Here is a 15,291-nt window from a genome sequence, read left to right on the forward strand (position 1 = left end):
TTCCGCCGCGTTGCGACGGGGAGCGCATTGTCTCGTCGACTTTTTACCCAAGTACCAATCGGAGGAGTTATCATGGCGGACAATCATTATGATGCGATTGTTGTCGGTTCAGGCATAAGTGGAGGCTGGGCTGCAAAGGAACTCACGGAAAAAGGCCTGAAGGTTCTGCTGCTGGAGCGCGGCAGAAACATCGAGCACATTACCGACTATCAGAATGCCGACAAGGAAGCCTGGGACTATCCCCATCGCAACCGCGCCACGCAGGAGATGAAGGCGAAGTATCCGGTGCTCAGCCGCGACTATCTGCTGGAAGAGGCCACGCTCGGCATGTGGGCCGACGAGCAGGAAACGCCCTATGTCGAAGAAAAGCGTTTCGACTGGTTCCGTGGTTATCACGTCGGCGGCCGTTCGCTGCTGTGGGGACGCCAGACCTACCGCTGGTCGCAGACCGATTTCGAGGCCAATGCCAAAGAAGGGATCGCCGTTGACTGGCCGATCCGTTATCAGGACATTGCTCCCTGGTATGATTACGTCGAGCGTTTCGCCGGCATTTCCGGCAGCCGCGAAGGCCTGGACATTCTTCCTGATGGTGAATTCCTGCCGCCTATTCCGCTGAATTGCGTTGAAGAGGATGTGGCACGCCGGTTGAAAACCGCCTTTAAAGGCACGCGACACCTCATCAATTCGCGCTGCGCCAACATCACCCAGGAACTTCCCGATCAGGAGCGCACGCGCTGCCAGTTCCGCAACAAGTGCCGGTTGGGCTGTCCTTTCGGCGGCTATTTCAGCACGCAGTCATCGACCCTGCCGGCGGCAGTCGCCACCGGAAATCTTACGCTCCGGCCTTTCTCCATCGTCAAGGAAATCCTTTACGACAAGGACAAGAAGAAGGCGCGCGGTGTCGAAATCATCGATGCCGAAACGAACCTGACCTATGAATACACCGCCGATGTGATCTTCCTCAACGCTTCGACGCTCAACTCGACCTGGGTTCTGATGAACTCGGCCACAGACGTGTGGGAGGGAGGGCTCGGCAGCAGCTCGGGCGAACTCGGCCACAATGTGATGGACCACCATTTCCGCATGGGCGCCACCGGCGAGGTGGAAGGTTTCGAAGAGTTTTATTTCAAGGGCCGCCGCCCGGCGGGATTCTATATTCCCCGTTTCCGCAACACCGGCGACGACAAGCGGAGCTATCTGCGCGGTTTCGGTTATCAGGGATCCGCCAGCCGTTCGCGCTGGGAACGGGAAATCGCCGAACTCAACATCGGAGCCGACTACAAGGAAGCGCTGACCCAGCCGGGCGCCTGGACTATCGGCATGACTGCCTTCGGTGAAATGCTGCCTTATCACGAGAACCGCGTGAAGCTGGACCACGACAAGAAGGACAAATGGGGCCTGCCGGTCCTGTCGATGAATGTCGAGATGAAGCAGAACGAACTCGATATGCGCGAAGACATGGTCAATGACGCAGTCGAGATGTTCGAAGCGGTCGGCATCAAGAACGTCAAACCGTCGAGGGGCAGCTATGCGCCGGGCATGGGCATCCATGAAATGGGTACGGCTCGCATGGGACGCGACCCCAAAACTTCCGTGCTCAATGGCAACAACCAGGTCTGGGATGCGCCGAACGTCTTTGTTACTGACGGTGCCTGCATGACTTCGGCCTCCTGCGTCAACCCGTCGCTTACCTACATGGCGCTGACGGCGCGTGCCGCGGAATTTGCCGTTTCCGAACGCAAGAAGGGGAATCTGTGATGAACAGACGTGAACTGCTGAAACTGATAGCCATTGCCTCCGGTCTTCCGCTGATCGGCGCTGACGTGGTCACTGCGGCGGAAAACGCCGCCAAGCCCTCCGGCGACGTCCACGTGTTCAGCCCGGAGGAAATCCGGCTTCTGGACGAGGTGGCTGAAACGATTATCCCTCGCACATCCACCCCGGGTGCGAAGGACGCTGCCGTTGGCGCATTCATGGCAGTCTATGCGGCGGATTGTTACACGGGCGAACAGCGGAAACTCTTCCTCTCCGCTATGGCTGACATCGAAAACCGCAGCCGGACGGAATACAAGAAGGCGTTTCTGGAGCTGACGTCGCAGGAGCGGCAGACGCTGATTTCTGCGCTGGACAAACACGCCCGGGCGGAACAGACACCGACCGCACCGCATCCCTTCACACTCGTCAAGCAGCTGACGCTGCTCGGTTTCTTCACCTCGAAGATCGGCGCCACCGAGGTTCTCGTTTACGACGAAATCCCCGGCGGCTTTGAGACCTGCGTTCCCTACAAGAAGGGTACGCCCGCCTGGGGCACGACCTGAATTGAGAACAAGCCGCCCGCCTGCATTCGCAGGCGGGCGCGTTCATACGGCAGAACAAGGATGACACGATGCGCAAGAGAATGATCATCACGGCGGCAATGCTGGCAGCAAGCGCCATTCCCGCTTTTTCAGAGGGCGATGTTGCCAAGGGGGAGGCGGCCTTCAAGCGCTGTTCCGCCTGTCACGCCATCGGCGAGGGCGCGAAAAACAAGGTCGGCCCGCAGCTTAACGGGATCATCGGCCGCACTGCGGGCGGCGATCCGGACTATAATTACTCGAATGCGATGAAAAAAGCAGGCGGGGAAGGGATGGTGTGGACACCGGAGGAACTGCGAGACTTTCTCAGCGCTCCCAAGAAGAAAATCCCCGGAAACAAGATGGCCTTGGCGGGCATCAGCAAACCGGAAGAACTGGATAATCTTATCGCCTATATCGAAAGCGCGTCTTCGAAACCAGCCGAATGACAGCACGCCGTTTATCGAACATCAAAACTCCTGCAGTTTTGAGACGATGACCACGACTTTACCCCAGCATATCCTGCGCGCCGAAGGCCTTGCCAAGGAATTGCCAAGGCCTTCCGGCGTTGTCTTCAAGGATGCATTTGCGCTACTCAAACACCGGTTCTCAGGGGTCGGTCCGTCCTTCCTGCAGGCCAGACTTTTCGAAAGACCTGTCCTGATGGAAGCCCAGTTTGGCCAAGCCGTTTTTCACCTCCGGTGCGTTCATGAATAAATCCCAGATCAGGCCGCTGCGATAGTTTTCCATCATCGCAACAACAGGCCCTTGATTGATCGCAAGATGCGTTCCGGACACCCAGCCGGTTGAGGGCTGGAATGAATCCATGAGGCCAAAGCGGCCGATGAGTGCACCATTGTTCCATTGCAGAAAACGCAACGCCGCCTCGCGTGAGCGATGAGAAAAGAAGGGCATGCTAGAGAGGGCTGCCGTTGTCGCAATGATGCCGTCATCGTCGGTCGGAGAATTTACGACATAGCCCTTTGGCCCATCACACGCAGACAGACCCCACCCGGCCTCACTTGGGTAGCGCGTGTGGCAGTAGCGGTAATTGATCATGCAATGCGCGTGAACCTGATCGAGATAGTCGTGACAATAAACATCGCCGAGACCGCGCGGATCGAGTGTGCAGAAGGAATAGTGCGAAAGGAAAAGCGGTCCTCCATACGGCTGGCCAAGCGGCAGCCGAACACCGAGATACATCGATCCGTTCCGGATTTCGCCATCGCTTGCCCATCCGGAATGATAAGACTCGGCGCTGATTGCATGCGTCGTTGATCCTGCCGCGAGCACATAACAGACAAGGGCCTCGTTCCAGCCCACAATCGGCAAGTTTTTCGCCCAGGCATACCGACGGCTCCAATGCCAGAACAGCGGCCCGGGCTTTCCCCTGGTAAACCAGCCCCACTCCACCGTCTCGACGATTTCATTTATGGACCGGCGTAAATCGATTTGGGAGGATGTCTGCGCGCCAAAAAACTGCCTGACGCAGATCAGCGCCTGAACCAGAAGAGCGGTTTCAACGAGATCTCCGCCGTCGTCGAATTTCGCGAAGGGTATCGTTCTTCCGCTGGACGCGTCGATAAAGTGAGGGAAGGCGCCATGAAAACGCTTCACACTTGCCAGCGATCTCAACATCCGGCTCGCCCGGGCGATGGCTTCCTGTTCGGTTATCCAAGAACGGCGGACACCAACAATGAGCGAAAGAAAACCAAACCCGATCCCGGAGACCGACGCGATCTCATGGATCGCAAGACCATCGGATCGCATACGATCCCGCGGTAGGCCACTCTCCGGATGGCTCCCGGACCAGAAATATTCAAAGGTATTGCGATGCAAACCATCAAGTTCAGCAGGTAATTTATCCGTCAATTCCAACCTCAGGGACCAGCGGCAATCAGTCGGCAGATCGACTGCCAAGCCTTATCCGACTCTGTCACCATCTCCAAATTTCAAGCGGAGCGGTGAATGCCGGTAGCCGCAAAAATTCTCGGCTACCGCAGCATCTGTCTTATCGTCTCCACGATCTGCTCTTCGCAGTAAGGTTTCGTAAAGAAAGCCGTATCAGCCGCGATCATATGACCGGGATCTTCGAGATGGCCGGAAACCAGGATAACTTTAATAGGGGGCCACCTGTCACGAATAATGGCTGCCAGTTGCAGGCCGTCGACGCCGCGTGGCATATCGATATCAGTGAAGACGATCCGAATGTCTGCGCGTGCCTCAAGGATATTAACCGCCTCCGTAGCATCTGCCGCAGCAAGCGCTGTGTATCCTGCGGTTTCAACCAGATCCACGGCGGCAAGGCGTAGCAGCGGCTCATCCTCGACGACGAGTATTGTTGCCACATCGGCAGCATTCGAGGTCACGGTCATCATGACTGTCTCAAATGGGAAACCAGTCCCTGCATCGTTACCCGCAGGCCGTCAGGGTCAAAATTGACCTCGACACCGCCTGTACCCATCAGACCAAGCTGGATGAGCTTCGATCCGAAACCTTTACCCGATGGAGCGGTCACCGGCGGGCCGTCCTGCTCCTTCCATTCCAGAACAAGCGCGTTCTCGCCGCCTGCATCTTCTATCGTCCATGAAATAACGACGGTTCCGGCATCAGAAGACCAGGCTCCATATTTCAAGGCGTTTGTGCCAAGCTCGTGCATCAGGAGAGCCAGCGACAGTGCAGTCCTGGGCCCGATTTCCATGTCGGTGCCCGATATGCGGTATCGCTCGGGAAGAGAAAGTTGGCGAAGCACGGAATCGATCACTGCCACCATGCGCGCCGACGACCAGTCCTGGTTCAGGAGAACCTCATGCGCATTGGAAAGCGCGCGCAATCTGCTCGTGAAGGCTTCGACAGGGGCTCTGTCGGTGACGGGGCGAAGCGTCTGTGTCGCAATCGCCTGAACCATGGCCATCGTGTTCTTGAGCCGGTGGCTGATCTCGTGATTGAGAACCTGCTGTTCCTGCTCGGCCCGAATCCTGGAGATCGCCTCACGCGTACGGTCCGCTATCGCACGCACAAAATCACGCTCCTCGGACGAGAATTCATGCGGCTTGTCGTAGTGTACGAACATGACCCCCGCGAATGCACCTCTTTCGATGATTGGCACATTCACGAGGACGGAGATGCCTAATGAGTGTAGAAGCTCGGCTGAAGCGGAGGTTCTCGGATCTGTCGCCACATCGGGTATGATGACCGTCTCGCCGCGCTTCAAATCCTGGATGTAGGATCCGTAATTCCTGAAATGATGGAGCCCCGCGACGGTGAACATTCCCTCCGCACACCAGTCGGGAAGCATCTGCACCGTCTCGGCGATAGGGTCAACGATGCCGTAGCCCGCCCGCGTCGCGCCTCTCAGACTCCGTGCCAAAATCTCGGCGGCGGCAAATGCCACTTCCGCAACAGTATCCAGCTCGCGGATCTTTTCGCCGAGTTCCAGGAATGCAAGCTGCCTGTCCTCCGACAGTTTTTGAGCGGTGGCGTTGCGTGCGACCTTGATATATCCCGGGACCTTGGGCGACGAATGGTTGGACATCGGCCGGATCGTGCCGTCCAAAAAGATGCTGGAGCCATCGGCAGCGAGGTGCCATCGGCGGTCGGGTGCAACCCCTTCGGACGTGGCTCTGCTCACTTCAGCCGCAGGAACGCCCGCTGCCCGGTCCTCCTCAGTAAAAATCGACTCAAACGGCCGTCCGAGCATCTCGGCTTCCGACCAGCCAAATGTCTCCTGCGCTCCACCGAACCAGCTTGTAATGCGCTGGTCTTCATCGATCGTCATGATAATATAGTCTTTGGCGCCTTCGACGATCAGGCGAAGCTTCGTTTCGCTGTCGCGTAAAGCCTCCTGGGCTTGCATACGGTCAGTGACTTCAACGAACATGATGACGAACGTATCTTCACCAGTGGCTTGAACATAGCCGTCAAACCACCGGTCCATCGATCCGATCTTGCGGGTGAAACGCTTGCTTTGTTGGGTCTCGACGGCCTCCACCACATCGGAAACCCACTCATTCTCGAATTCTGGAAAGAGTTCGCGCATGGTTCGACCAGGCACATCATCGCCTGGTAATCCAAGAAGAGTGCTCCATGCGGGATTGACCGTCTCGTACCGCCAATCGACAATCGTTCCGTCGACGTCACGGATCACCGAGCCTACGACGATGCCTTCCTCCAATTGCTGGAAAAGCGCACCCCAGCGCCGCTCGGAAAGGAAGGTCGCAATCTGGTTCGAGGCGACCCTTCCGATCTGGTTCAGTAACTGCAGCTCGCTTTCCGTCCATGTGCGTGGTTCGCCATCGATTGCTGCGAGCGCGCCGATCACCATGCCATCAGGGAGTGTTACAGGCACTCCCATGTAGGAGATCACGCCCAGATCGGTTATGGCCAGATTATTTCTAACGAGATCATGAACCGTCGCATCCCCGATAATCAAAGGCTGTCTGTCGCGAACCACATGCTGACAGAATGAATGCGTGAGTGGCGTTTCCGCTGCTTCAGCCCATTTGGGTGGCAACCCGACATGAGCGATGAAAACCTGCCGGTGCTCGTCCAGAATGGAGATCAAAGCCACTGGGCATTTCAGGCCGGTTTTGACGACCTCGATAATATCCTGGAATTCGGGTGGGCTCTGGACATCAAGCAGCCCAGAGTTTCGAACTGCGTCAATGCGTTCCGACGGTGAATTCAAGGTCAATCCTTATCCGCACAGGGGCGGCGTTGGTCAAGACGACAAGGCGGCAAGCAGTTTGGGCGAAACAACAAGGCTGGGAGGAGGGGTAGCGGAGCGCTCTGCGCCAATAACGATGCCTTCAATGAACTGCAAGGCATTTTGCAAACCGTTCATCGTGTAGGGTTTCTCGATCGCTCCAAGTGCGCCTGCAAAGTCCTCAGGTATTCTCTTCAGGTTACCCGAAACAAAAACATAGGGGATGGAGCTCGAGGAAAGATATCGGCCGACTTCTATGCCCGTTGGACCATCCAGCAATTGAATGTCTACAAATGCGAATTGCGGCAGTGCCTTATTGGCAAGCTCGATAGCTTCCTTGCTGTCGGCAGCGATCCCCACAATCTCGTGTCCGGCATCTTCCACTTCGCTTTCAAGTTCCATCGCCAGCAGAGCTTCGTCCTCTACGATCAAGATTTTCACAGGAGATCCTTTCAGTCTTTTACAGAAAGCGTGACACGAACATCCGAGAGGCAACCTTCAACCGTCCGAACTATCGTAGCACGCAATTGTTTTACGCACGCTTCCAGCATCTTTTTGCTAAAGGCTGCTTCTTCCTTGTCCACTTCGCCCGGCGTGACGGTATCGGCAACCCTGACAAGGAAGTGGCCGTTGAGGCGCTTGACCTCCAGGTGCAATTGCCCGCCACGGTCCTTCAATCCTCTGCGAATGGCGTCGCCGATGAGTTCGTTGATGATCAACGCAAGGGGGGAGGCCTTGGTCGCCGGAACCACAACCTCGTGAAGATCGGTGGTGAGGATGATGTCGGTTCGCTTCAAGGCGCCGATCTTATCGAGCATCAATGTATTGGCAAAATCTGCGACATCGAAATGCCCTACATCTTCATCGTTCAGAAGCTTGCGCTGAACGGTGCTGAGTGCTTCGACCCTGTTCAGCACAGACATCAATGTCCGCTCCACAACATCGTTATCAGTCATCCGCGCCTGAAGCTTCACGATTGAGGCGATTGTCAGGAGGTTGTTTTTTACGCGATGATCAACTTCGTGGACGAGGGTTGTTTTTGCCCGCAATGCCTCAGTCAAATCCGCCGTTCGCAGCGCCACCTCTCCCTCCGCGATGTGGCGGGCGCGAGCGAGTTCGGCTTCCTTGCTCTTGATATCGGTGAAGTCGAGTTGCGAGGCGAAAAAATAGATGACGGTTCCGGCAGCATCGCGAACAGGACTTACGAAGAGAGCATTCCAAAACTCTGATCCGTCCTTGCGATAATTAAGGATGTCGATCGCCAAATCCTGCTCGGCTGCGATTGCCTCACGCAGCTTCGTAACTGAGCCAGGATCCGTGTCTGGACCTTGGAGCAGACGACAATTTTGACCAACCAGCTCTTCGGCGGAATAGCCCGTCAATCTGCTGAAAGCAGCATTGCAGAAGATGATTGGATTGTCGTTGAGGAGTGGATTTGTGATGATCATGGGCATGCGGGTGGCCTTGAAGGCTGCCGCAAACGGATCTTCAGAAGCGTGGCCAGATACTAGACGCTCTCCAGCGTCTTGGGCATCCTGCCGGAGGAGATCATTATCTTTCATGCAAGGTCCTGAAGGTAACGGTCCCCTAAAATGTTTGAATGGGAATTTGGTTCCAACGACAAAGTGAATTATTCCTGTTTTACAGGGTAGGGGATCCACCATCTTTTTGCATATTGTCCGTGAGCAGGTCTGTCGGCGTCCGATAGCCGAGAGATCGGCCTGATGACGTCAGTAGAACAAAAACGGGGCGACCAACTGGCCGCCCCGCTTGATGTGAGACTGGGTCGAAACCTCAAGCAGGCCGTTCTTCGCCCGCGTTCGGCCTCCAGGTGATCAGCTTTCTTTCGGCGACATCGAGAATGAGATCGATGACGAGAACAAAAATGGCGAGAATGATGATACCGGCGAAAACGCCGACCGCGTCGAAGTTACCTTCAGAACGGGCGATCAGGTAACCGAGGCCTGCGGAAGACCCGAGATATTCGCCGATGATCGCGCCAACCACCGCAAATCCGACGGATGTGCGCAGCGACGACAGAATCCAGCTGGCTGCCGCCGGAAAATAAACATGACGCAAGAGATCAGAGCGCTTTGCACCGAGAATGCGCGTGTTGGAAAGCACGACGGGGTTCACTTCGCGAACACCTTGCATGGCGTTGAAGAACGTCACGAAGAAGACGAGGGTGACCGCAAGAGCGACCTTTGACCAGAGGCCAAGCCCCAGCCAAAGGACGAAAATTGGCGCGAGGACCACACGCGGGATGGCATTCACGGCCTTGATGAACGGATCCAACACACGGGCCACAAAGGGACTGAGGCCCAGCCAGACACCGGCGCCGACGCCGAGACCTGTACCGATGAGGTAACCGAGAACCGTTTCACTCAAGGTGATACCGACATGTTTGTAAAAGCCGGCATCGGCAACCCAGGTGGTGACCTGCTTAACGATGTCGATGGGTGCCGGGAAGAAGAAGCGGTCGATCGCCCCGGAGCTTACCCCGAGTTGCCACCCACCCAGGAGCACGACCAGAAGCACGATCTGGATGATGCGAACATTAACGGCTTGCATAGCTTTTCTCCACTTCGCCGCGCAAAGACGCCCATATATCGCGATATAGGGTCATGAATTTCGGATCGAGCTTGATTTCGGCCACGTTGCGGGGCCGTTCCAGATCAACCGGGAAGCTCTCGATAACCCGGCTCTTGGGGCCGGCCGCAAGGACGACAACCCGGTCCCCGAGTGCAATCGCCTCTTCGAGATCGTGCGTGATCATGACCACTGCACGGCGATCCTCTTGCCACAATCTCAGGAGTTCATTCTGCATGACGTGGCGCGTGTGAATGTCGAGTGCGGAGAAGGGCTCGTCCATCAGGATAACCTTCGGCTCGGTTATAAGCGCCTGCGCCATCTGGACACGTTTGCGCTGTCCGCCTGAAAGTTGATGCGGAAAGCGCTCTTCAAACCCCTTCAGGCCAACTTTTTCCAGCCAGGCCAGAACTTTGGTACGGCGCTCATGTTCGGATACGCCGCGGAACAGCAGGCCAAGCTCGACATTCTGATAGGCCGTTTTCCAGGGAAGCAGCGCATCCTGCTGGAAGAGATATCCAATGTTGTTCTGCACGCCCTGCACGGCCGAACCATCGATGGAGACCTTTCCCTGCGCCGGTTTCAGCAAGCCCGCGATGGCATTGAGAATGGTGGACTTGCCGCATCCGGTTGGGCCGACAATCGAGAGAAACTCACCATCTCCAACTTTCAGGTTCACATCCTGGACCGCAACGAACGCGCCAAAGGCCATTGTTACGTTCTCGATTGCCACCATTGGCTGAAGATTGAGTTCCGCCACGGGTTCTAACTTTCTAATTGGCAAAGACATTGAAGACCCTCAGTTTACGCCCTTCGAAGCCGCAGCCTCGACGAACTTGTTGGTGTAGGTCGTGTTGAGATCGATCGTGGCCTTCGCGACTGCGTCGTTGAAGCTTTTCAAAACCGCCAACGGGGTTTCCAGATCGGCCTGGTTGAAGGTTCCATCTTCGGAGAAGATCGCCTTGGCGGCTTCGACGGCCTTGATGTAGGTCTGTTTGTCGCCGGACACGAAATCATCAGGAAGCTTTGCAACAATTTCCTCGGCCGAATGCTCCTTCATCCAATGCAGCGCCTTTACCGTGGCATTGGTAACCTTCTGGATCACCTCGGGATGTGCATCGATGTATTCCTGCGTCGCATACAAGACGGAGGTGGGGTAGATCCCGCCGTAGACGTCCTTGGCGCCCTGATCGCTACGGGCATCGATCAAGATCTTGCCAAGACCACGCTCAACCACGATCGTCGCAGCCGGATCGTAATTGACCAACAGGTCAATCTTGCCCTGCTGCAGAGCGGCAACAGCAGCAGCGCCAGAGCCAACGCCGATGATGGCGATGTCGTTGTCGCTCAGATTGTGCTGCTTCATGTAATAACGAATGAAGAAATCGGACGAAGACCCGGGCGAGGTGATCCCGACCTTTTTGCCCTTGATGGTTTCAGGTTTTGCCGGATCGAAGTCTGTATCGTTCTTTCCTGCGAGAACCAGCCCGGAATTGCGGGCAAGCTGAACGAAGCCAACCACGTGCTTGTTCTGGGACTGCATCTGGATCGTGTGATCGTAGAAACCGACGGCTACATCCGTGGACCCTGCGACGAGCGCCTGCAGGACTTTCGAACCGCCTTGGGCAAAGTTCTCGGTCGTCACCTCAAGGCCCTCGTCCTTGTAGAAGCCGAGGCTGGCCGCCACCGGAAAAGGCAGGTTGTTGAGGTTGTACGAACCAACACTCATTCTGACAGATTCTGCATTTGCCGACGCTGCCAGCGCACAGAGCGCCGCTGTTGCAAGCAAGTATTTACGCATGAGGGTCTCCTCCCAGTTTTGCTATGTTTTGAGCCAGTATGGCTTTGTCTAGGCTGCGTCTTCAATCGCAGCGTTTGGCTTGGCGAAGGCAAAGCCTTCGAAAAGTCTGCGGGCCGTTCTCACAAGCCCGGCTGTTATTGCTCCGTTCCGCATCTCAAGTTGCACGTCCAGCCGACCGGCGGGATGCTCGATGCAGATCTGGGTCGGAACAGATCGATTTCCCGCTTGTTCAAATGCCACGGAGCCTTCCGTGATCGCTGCGGTTGCTATGCCAACGGCGCCGGTCGTTGCCAGGGCAGGGTGGCACTCATTGGGCATGAAGTATCGGACAGACAGAGTGCCTCCCTTGCGGGCCGGCGCTACGATCACGGGTTTTGGTATGACCATATCCGTTACATCCCCCATCCCCATCAATTTGCCTGCCTGAATGCGAATGCGGGTCAATCGTTCGATGAGATCGCTATCGGAAGTCAGGGTCTGCGGATCTTCATATCCCGTGACGCCGAGGTCCGCTGCACGCATTAGGACCATCGGAATTGCGCAGTCTATCGCTGTCACATCTATTCCCTCAACCGTGTCGACAGGGTTTCCGGTCGGCAACAGTTTTCCGGTTTTCGCACCCGCCGCATCCACGAAAGTCAGGGCGATCGGTGCAGCCAGACCCGGAACGCCGTCGATGGATGCGTCTCCGAGATAAATTACTTCGCGACCACGCGTCGGCACCTTTGCCTCGATCAATTTTCCGGTGTTCACGTTGTGGATGCGAACCACGGTATCGCTTCCCCGAGCCTCTACAAGTCCAGCTTCGATCGCAAAGGGACCGACCGCGGCCAGCATATTTCCGCAATTGGGCGAATAGTCGACATACTGCCTGTCGGTACGAACCTGTGCGAACAGATAGTCGATGTCTGCACCTTCGACGGTGGAAGGACCTATGATCGCCACTTTCGAGGTGACCGGATTGCCGCCTCCAATCCCGTCTATCTGCAGCGGATGACCGGAACCCATGATGGACAAAAGTGCCGCATCCCGTTCCGCTCGATTACGCGGAAGGTCAGACGCCAGGAAGAACGGTCCACGAGATGTTCCGCCGCGCATCAGCACACAGGGTATCTTAAGCAGGTCGTTCATTTATCGCCTCAATCTTGCATTTGGTGGATCAATCCGCCTTGTTGTTGCAATATGAGCAAAAGAATCTAATCTGTTAAATGCAATGTTCGGAGGTATTATTGCAATATGAGCATCAATTGCGAAATTCTGGATCTAAGAGCATTTCAAGCAGTAGTTGAGCTTGAAAGTTTTCATAGGGCTGCCGACGCGTTGCATATTTCGCAACCGGCGCTTACCCGGCGCATCCAGAAACTGGAACAGGCCATTGGCGCGCCACTCCTGGAAAGGACCACACGCCACGTTGCCCCGACAGCGATGGGTCAGGAGGTAATGCCGCTTGTCCGGCGCATGCTGGAAGAGTTCGACGGATCGCTTTTTGCGATGAAAGATGGTGCACATCGGCGCGGCCTCATCACGATGGCCTGCGTTCCAACCGCAGCGTTTTATTTTCTACCCACCGTGATCAAAACATTTAGCAAGCAATATCCGCATATTAGGCTGCGTATCAGAGACCTTACGGCAAACGAGGGGCTGCAGGCGGTTGCGCGGGGCGAGGTGGAGTTCGGGATAAACCTCATGGGTAATTCTGATCCAGACCTGGCATTCGAACCTCTTATCGATGACCCATTTGTGCTGGCGATGCGGAAAGACCACCCTCTGGCGGCTTTCGAAACGATCCAATGGAATCAACTGGAGCCTTACCCGCTGGTTGTCGTCGATCGCTCCAGCGGCAATAGAACGCTTCTGGATGGCGCACTCGCGCGGCACAATCTAAAGCTGAACTGGTTTTATGAGGTGACCCATCTCAATACCTCGCTTGGCCTGGTGGAGGCTGGGTTGGGGATTTCCGTGTTGCCGCGACTGGCTACCCCACAGGATGACCATCCTTTCCTCGTCACGCGGCCGATCGTTAATCCCGTGGTCTCCCGAACCATCGGTATCGTGCAAAGAAGAAGCAGTGCCTTATCTCCCGCCGCGGAGAAATTCGTGGAAATGCTGTTGAAGACCTGGAAAACGCCTTAGGGTTTGCAGCCGTTCATATCACCGTAAAGGGTTGGGTCTGACGCCACTCGGTGTAAGGTCGAGAAACGGGCGAGGGTGACGACGTCTTCTCAGAGATGGTTGCGTCGTCACGCCGCCTTACCGGCTCTTCTAATAGCGGACCGCCTTGGCGTTCTGGGTCATAGATATGGGTTTTACTGTTGCCATTTTCGCTGTTGAAGGAAACGGCGATGTGCACCGCGCCGATTGACGTCAGCAAGCTCAATACTGATCAACCGCACAATGTGGATGTGGTTGAAGATCATAGCCTGCTTATCGACTGACAAGGCATACTCGCAGCAAGAGCGACCTCCATCAGTATCGCTTGAGGCAATAATGTGAGGCGGAAATTGAGTGGTGTTTTGTCTAGAGCGAAAGGATTCGTTACGCTTCGACTCAGCGCGATAACGCGACAACCAGATAAGGTTCAAAACGAGTTCTGAAGGTTGCCTAAAGAGTCATTTGGACTGAAAACGCAAGACATTTAAACCAGAAAAAGTTCCATAATCTATCTTATGCGATTATCGTATGTAGCGGCTATTTAGTAATGCGACAGTTGGGCCAGTTAGAGATGCGACAGTCTCGCCTCTCGATGTTCTGGTCAATGCCAACGTTGGGAGCAAGGATGACGACCTTCCTGGTCGAGACCATGTGCGGTCGGAGTCGTCATGTCCTGTTTGATCACCATGTCGCAGAAAGAATTGCATCGCCTCGAAGTTATTCAGAAGATCCGTGATCAGCGCCTGTGCGTCGTCCAGGCCGCTGAGCTGCTTGGCCTCAGCCGAAGTCAGGTGCACAGTACGACGTGTTATTTATCCTCGATCCAACAGAACAGGCCAATGCGCTGGCGGGAAAGAAGGTCGTCGTCTGCGACTATCCGGACGGTCGCCTCGAGATCATGCACGAGAGCTTCACCCTACCCTACAGAACCTTTGATAAGTTGCGATCAGTGCACCGATCCGAAGTGGTCGAGAACAAGCGGCTGGACGACATGCTGTTGATCGTGGCCGAGATGCAGGCCGGGCGGGAACAGCAGCGCAGCAAGAGCGGCCCTCGCCGCACCGGCCAGACGGATCATATGTTCGGCATTCGCGATGGCAGCCAGAGCAACGGTTATCAGAAGCGCGGCCGCAAGCCCGGCCGGCGGACGGACTTCATGAACGACCAGGAGGTGATTGCCAAAAGGCAGAAGGCGCTGGCGCGGATAGAAGCGGCAGAATGAACTGGCGACGTTGAATGCCAGCGGTCTATTGCAGACGTCAGCGGCGCATGCGAGTTTCGCGTTATGAAAGACGAACAACAAACTTCTTCCGATCATACACAAATCCACCTTGCTCCAGACGAAGCTCTGGTTCTTTTTGAGCTTCTTTCTCGTTGGTGCAAAGAGAGCAGCGCTCCCACGCCAAGCGCGTCCTGTTTCGAGAGCCCTGCCGAATGCGCTGTGCTGCACGGACTGCTTGCCGGTCTCGAAAAGCAGCTGGTTGCACCCTTCAGGGCAGACTACCTTGACCTTGTAAAAGAGGCCCGTCGCCGTTTGCAGTCATCGTGGGATTATCCTGCACTTAGGGTTTGATCTCATACCCGGAATGCCTGTTGATTGCCAAGGCAGATTATGCACCCTGCTGAGGAAGCTAAAGCCGAATAGGCATTCCCTCACCCGCCCCCCGCTGACGAAATGCCCATGCATGGGCTGATGCGGCAAAGATTTTGAT

Annotated in this window: 14 protein-coding genes and 1 pseudogene; 6 read left to right on the forward strand and 9 right to left on the reverse strand. The window is 55.9% G+C overall.

What is annotated here, in order from left to right:
* Window positions 1-72 precede the first annotated feature (72 nt).
* The 3 genes from GH784_RS10245 (at window position 73) to GH784_RS10255 (ending at window position 2,782) form a co-directional block, all read left to right on the forward strand.
* Window positions 73-1,758, forward strand: a complete 1,686-nt coding sequence (locus tag GH784_RS10245; RefSeq protein WP_065702522.1) for a GMC oxidoreductase — start codon at window positions 73-75, stop codon at window positions 1,756-1,758.
* Window positions 1,758-2,318 carry a gluconate 2-dehydrogenase subunit 3 family protein gene (locus tag GH784_RS10250; RefSeq protein ID WP_065702523.1) on the forward strand — a complete coding sequence of 187 codons (561 nt, stop codon included), beginning with the start codon at window positions 1,758-1,760 and terminating at the stop codon, window positions 2,316-2,318. The genes GH784_RS10245 and GH784_RS10250 overlap by 1 nt, the downstream gene beginning before the upstream one ends.
* A 68-nt stretch (window positions 2,319-2,386) precedes the next feature.
* Window positions 2,387-2,782: a c-type cytochrome gene (locus tag GH784_RS10255; protein ID WP_065702524.1), complete on the forward strand. Its 396-nt coding sequence runs from the start codon at window positions 2,387-2,389 to the stop codon at window positions 2,780-2,782.
* Window positions 2,783-2,942: 160 nt separating this feature from the next.
* On the opposite strand, the gene GH784_RS10260 is transcribed toward GH784_RS10255, so the two are convergent.
* From GH784_RS10260 to GH784_RS10300, 9 genes are all read right to left on the reverse strand, one after another.
* Window positions 2,943-4,103 (reverse strand): glucoamylase family protein, encoded by a 1,161-nt coding sequence (locus GH784_RS10260; RefSeq protein WP_065702525.1) that lies wholly within the window; start codon window positions 4,101-4,103, stop codon window positions 2,943-2,945.
* 224 nt (window positions 4,104-4,327) lie between these two features.
* Window positions 4,328-4,711, reverse strand: a complete 384-nt coding sequence (locus tag GH784_RS10265) for a response regulator (RefSeq protein WP_013636078.1) — start codon at window positions 4,709-4,711, stop codon at window positions 4,328-4,330.
* The gene (locus tag GH784_RS10270) at window positions 4,708-7,026 is read right to left on the reverse strand and encodes a GAF domain-containing protein (protein WP_236768926.1); all 2,319 of its coding nucleotides are present in this window, start codon (window positions 7,024-7,026) and stop codon (window positions 4,708-4,710) included. The genes GH784_RS10265 and GH784_RS10270 overlap by 4 nt, the downstream gene beginning before the upstream one ends.
* A 27-nt stretch (window positions 7,027-7,053) precedes the next feature.
* Window positions 7,054-7,479: a response regulator gene (locus GH784_RS10275; protein WP_065702526.1), complete on the reverse strand. Its 426-nt coding sequence runs from the start codon at window positions 7,477-7,479 to the stop codon at window positions 7,054-7,056.
* A gap of 11 nt (window positions 7,480-7,490) precedes the next feature.
* Window positions 7,491-8,600 carry a PAS domain-containing protein gene (locus GH784_RS10280; RefSeq protein ID WP_003515223.1) on the reverse strand — a complete coding sequence of 370 codons (1,110 nt, stop codon included), beginning with the start codon at window positions 8,598-8,600 and terminating at the stop codon, window positions 7,491-7,493.
* A 232-nt stretch (window positions 8,601-8,832) separates the two neighbouring features.
* Window positions 8,833-9,609 (reverse strand): ABC transporter permease, encoded by a 777-nt coding sequence (locus tag GH784_RS10285; RefSeq protein ID WP_038490962.1) that lies wholly within the window; start codon window positions 9,607-9,609, stop codon window positions 8,833-8,835.
* Complete coding sequence (locus GH784_RS10290) at window positions 9,596-10,417, reverse strand: ABC transporter ATP-binding protein (RefSeq protein WP_083211501.1); 822 nt, start codon at window positions 10,415-10,417, stop codon at window positions 9,596-9,598. The genes GH784_RS10285 and GH784_RS10290 overlap by 14 nt, the downstream gene beginning before the upstream one ends.
* A gap of 9 nt (window positions 10,418-10,426) precedes the next feature.
* Window positions 10,427-11,428 carry an ABC transporter substrate-binding protein gene (locus tag GH784_RS10295; protein WP_003515219.1) on the reverse strand — a complete coding sequence of 334 codons (1,002 nt, stop codon included), beginning with the start codon at window positions 11,426-11,428 and terminating at the stop codon, window positions 10,427-10,429.
* A gap of 48 nt (window positions 11,429-11,476) precedes the next feature.
* On the reverse strand, window positions 11,477-12,559 hold the full coding sequence (locus GH784_RS10300) for a 4-oxalomesaconate tautomerase (protein ID WP_065702528.1): 1,083 nt from the start codon (window positions 12,557-12,559) through the stop codon (window positions 11,477-11,479).
* 105 nt (window positions 12,560-12,664) lie between these two features.
* Here GH784_RS10300 and GH784_RS10305 point away from each other — a divergent pair, with 105 nt between their 5' ends.
* From GH784_RS10305 to GH784_RS10315, 3 genes and pseudogenes are all read left to right on the forward strand, one after another.
* Complete coding sequence (locus GH784_RS10305) at window positions 12,665-13,561, forward strand: LysR family transcriptional regulator (protein WP_003515217.1); 897 nt, start codon at window positions 12,665-12,667, stop codon at window positions 13,559-13,561.
* A gap of 814 nt (window positions 13,562-14,375) precedes the next feature.
* Window positions 14,376-14,801: pseudogene (locus GH784_RS10310) on the forward strand (ISNCY family transposase); the annotation flags it as partial.
* Window positions 14,802-14,864: 63 nt separating this feature from the next.
* Complete coding sequence (locus GH784_RS10315) at window positions 14,865-15,152, forward strand: hypothetical protein (protein ID WP_075807477.1); 288 nt, start codon at window positions 14,865-14,867, stop codon at window positions 15,150-15,152.
* Window positions 15,153-15,291: the final 139 nt, after the last annotated feature.

This window comes from Agrobacterium tumefaciens (assembly GCF_009649785.1).
GTDB classification, from domain to species: domain Bacteria; phylum Pseudomonadota; class Alphaproteobacteria; order Rhizobiales; family Rhizobiaceae; genus Agrobacterium; species Agrobacterium tumefaciens.

What these genes read in the sequence shown, in the direction of transcription:
- GH784_RS10245 (WP_065702522.1), top strand. Translation starts at nt 73, where the DNA reads ATGGCGGACAATCATTATGATGCGATTGTTGTCGGTTCAGGCATAAGT.
- GH784_RS10250 (WP_065702523.1), top strand. Translation starts at nt 1,758, where the DNA reads ATGAACAGACGTGAACTGCTGAAACTGATAGCCATTGCCTCCGGTCTT.
- GH784_RS10255 (WP_065702524.1), top strand. Translation starts at nt 2,387, where the DNA reads ATGCGCAAGAGAATGATCATCACGGCGGCAATGCTGGCAGCAAGCGCC.
- GH784_RS10260 (WP_065702525.1), bottom strand. Translation starts at nt 4,103, where the DNA reads ATGCGATCCGATGGTCTTGCGATCCATGAGATCGCGTCGGTCTCCGGG.
- GH784_RS10265 (WP_013636078.1), bottom strand. Translation starts at nt 4,711, where the DNA reads ATGATGACCGTGACCTCGAATGCTGCCGATGTGGCAACAATACTCGTC.
- GH784_RS10280 (WP_003515223.1), bottom strand. Translation starts at nt 8,600, where the DNA reads ATGAAAGATAATGATCTCCTCCGGCAGGATGCCCAAGACGCTGGAGAG.
- GH784_RS10285 (WP_038490962.1), bottom strand. Translation starts at nt 9,609, where the DNA reads ATGCAAGCCGTTAATGTTCGCATCATCCAGATCGTGCTTCTGGTCGTG.
- GH784_RS10290 (WP_083211501.1), bottom strand. Translation starts at nt 10,417, where the DNA reads ATGTCTTTGCCAATTAGAAAGTTAGAACCCGTGGCGGAACTCAATCTT.
- GH784_RS10295 (WP_003515219.1), bottom strand. Translation starts at nt 11,428, where the DNA reads ATGCGTAAATACTTGCTTGCAACAGCGGCGCTCTGTGCGCTGGCAGCG.
- GH784_RS10300 (WP_065702528.1), bottom strand. Translation starts at nt 12,559, where the DNA reads ATGAACGACCTGCTTAAGATACCCTGTGTGCTGATGCGCGGCGGAACA.
- GH784_RS10305 (WP_003515217.1), top strand. Translation starts at nt 12,665, where the DNA reads ATGAGCATCAATTGCGAAATTCTGGATCTAAGAGCATTTCAAGCAGTA.
- GH784_RS10315 (WP_075807477.1), top strand. Translation starts at nt 14,865, where the DNA reads ATGAAAGACGAACAACAAACTTCTTCCGATCATACACAAATCCACCTT.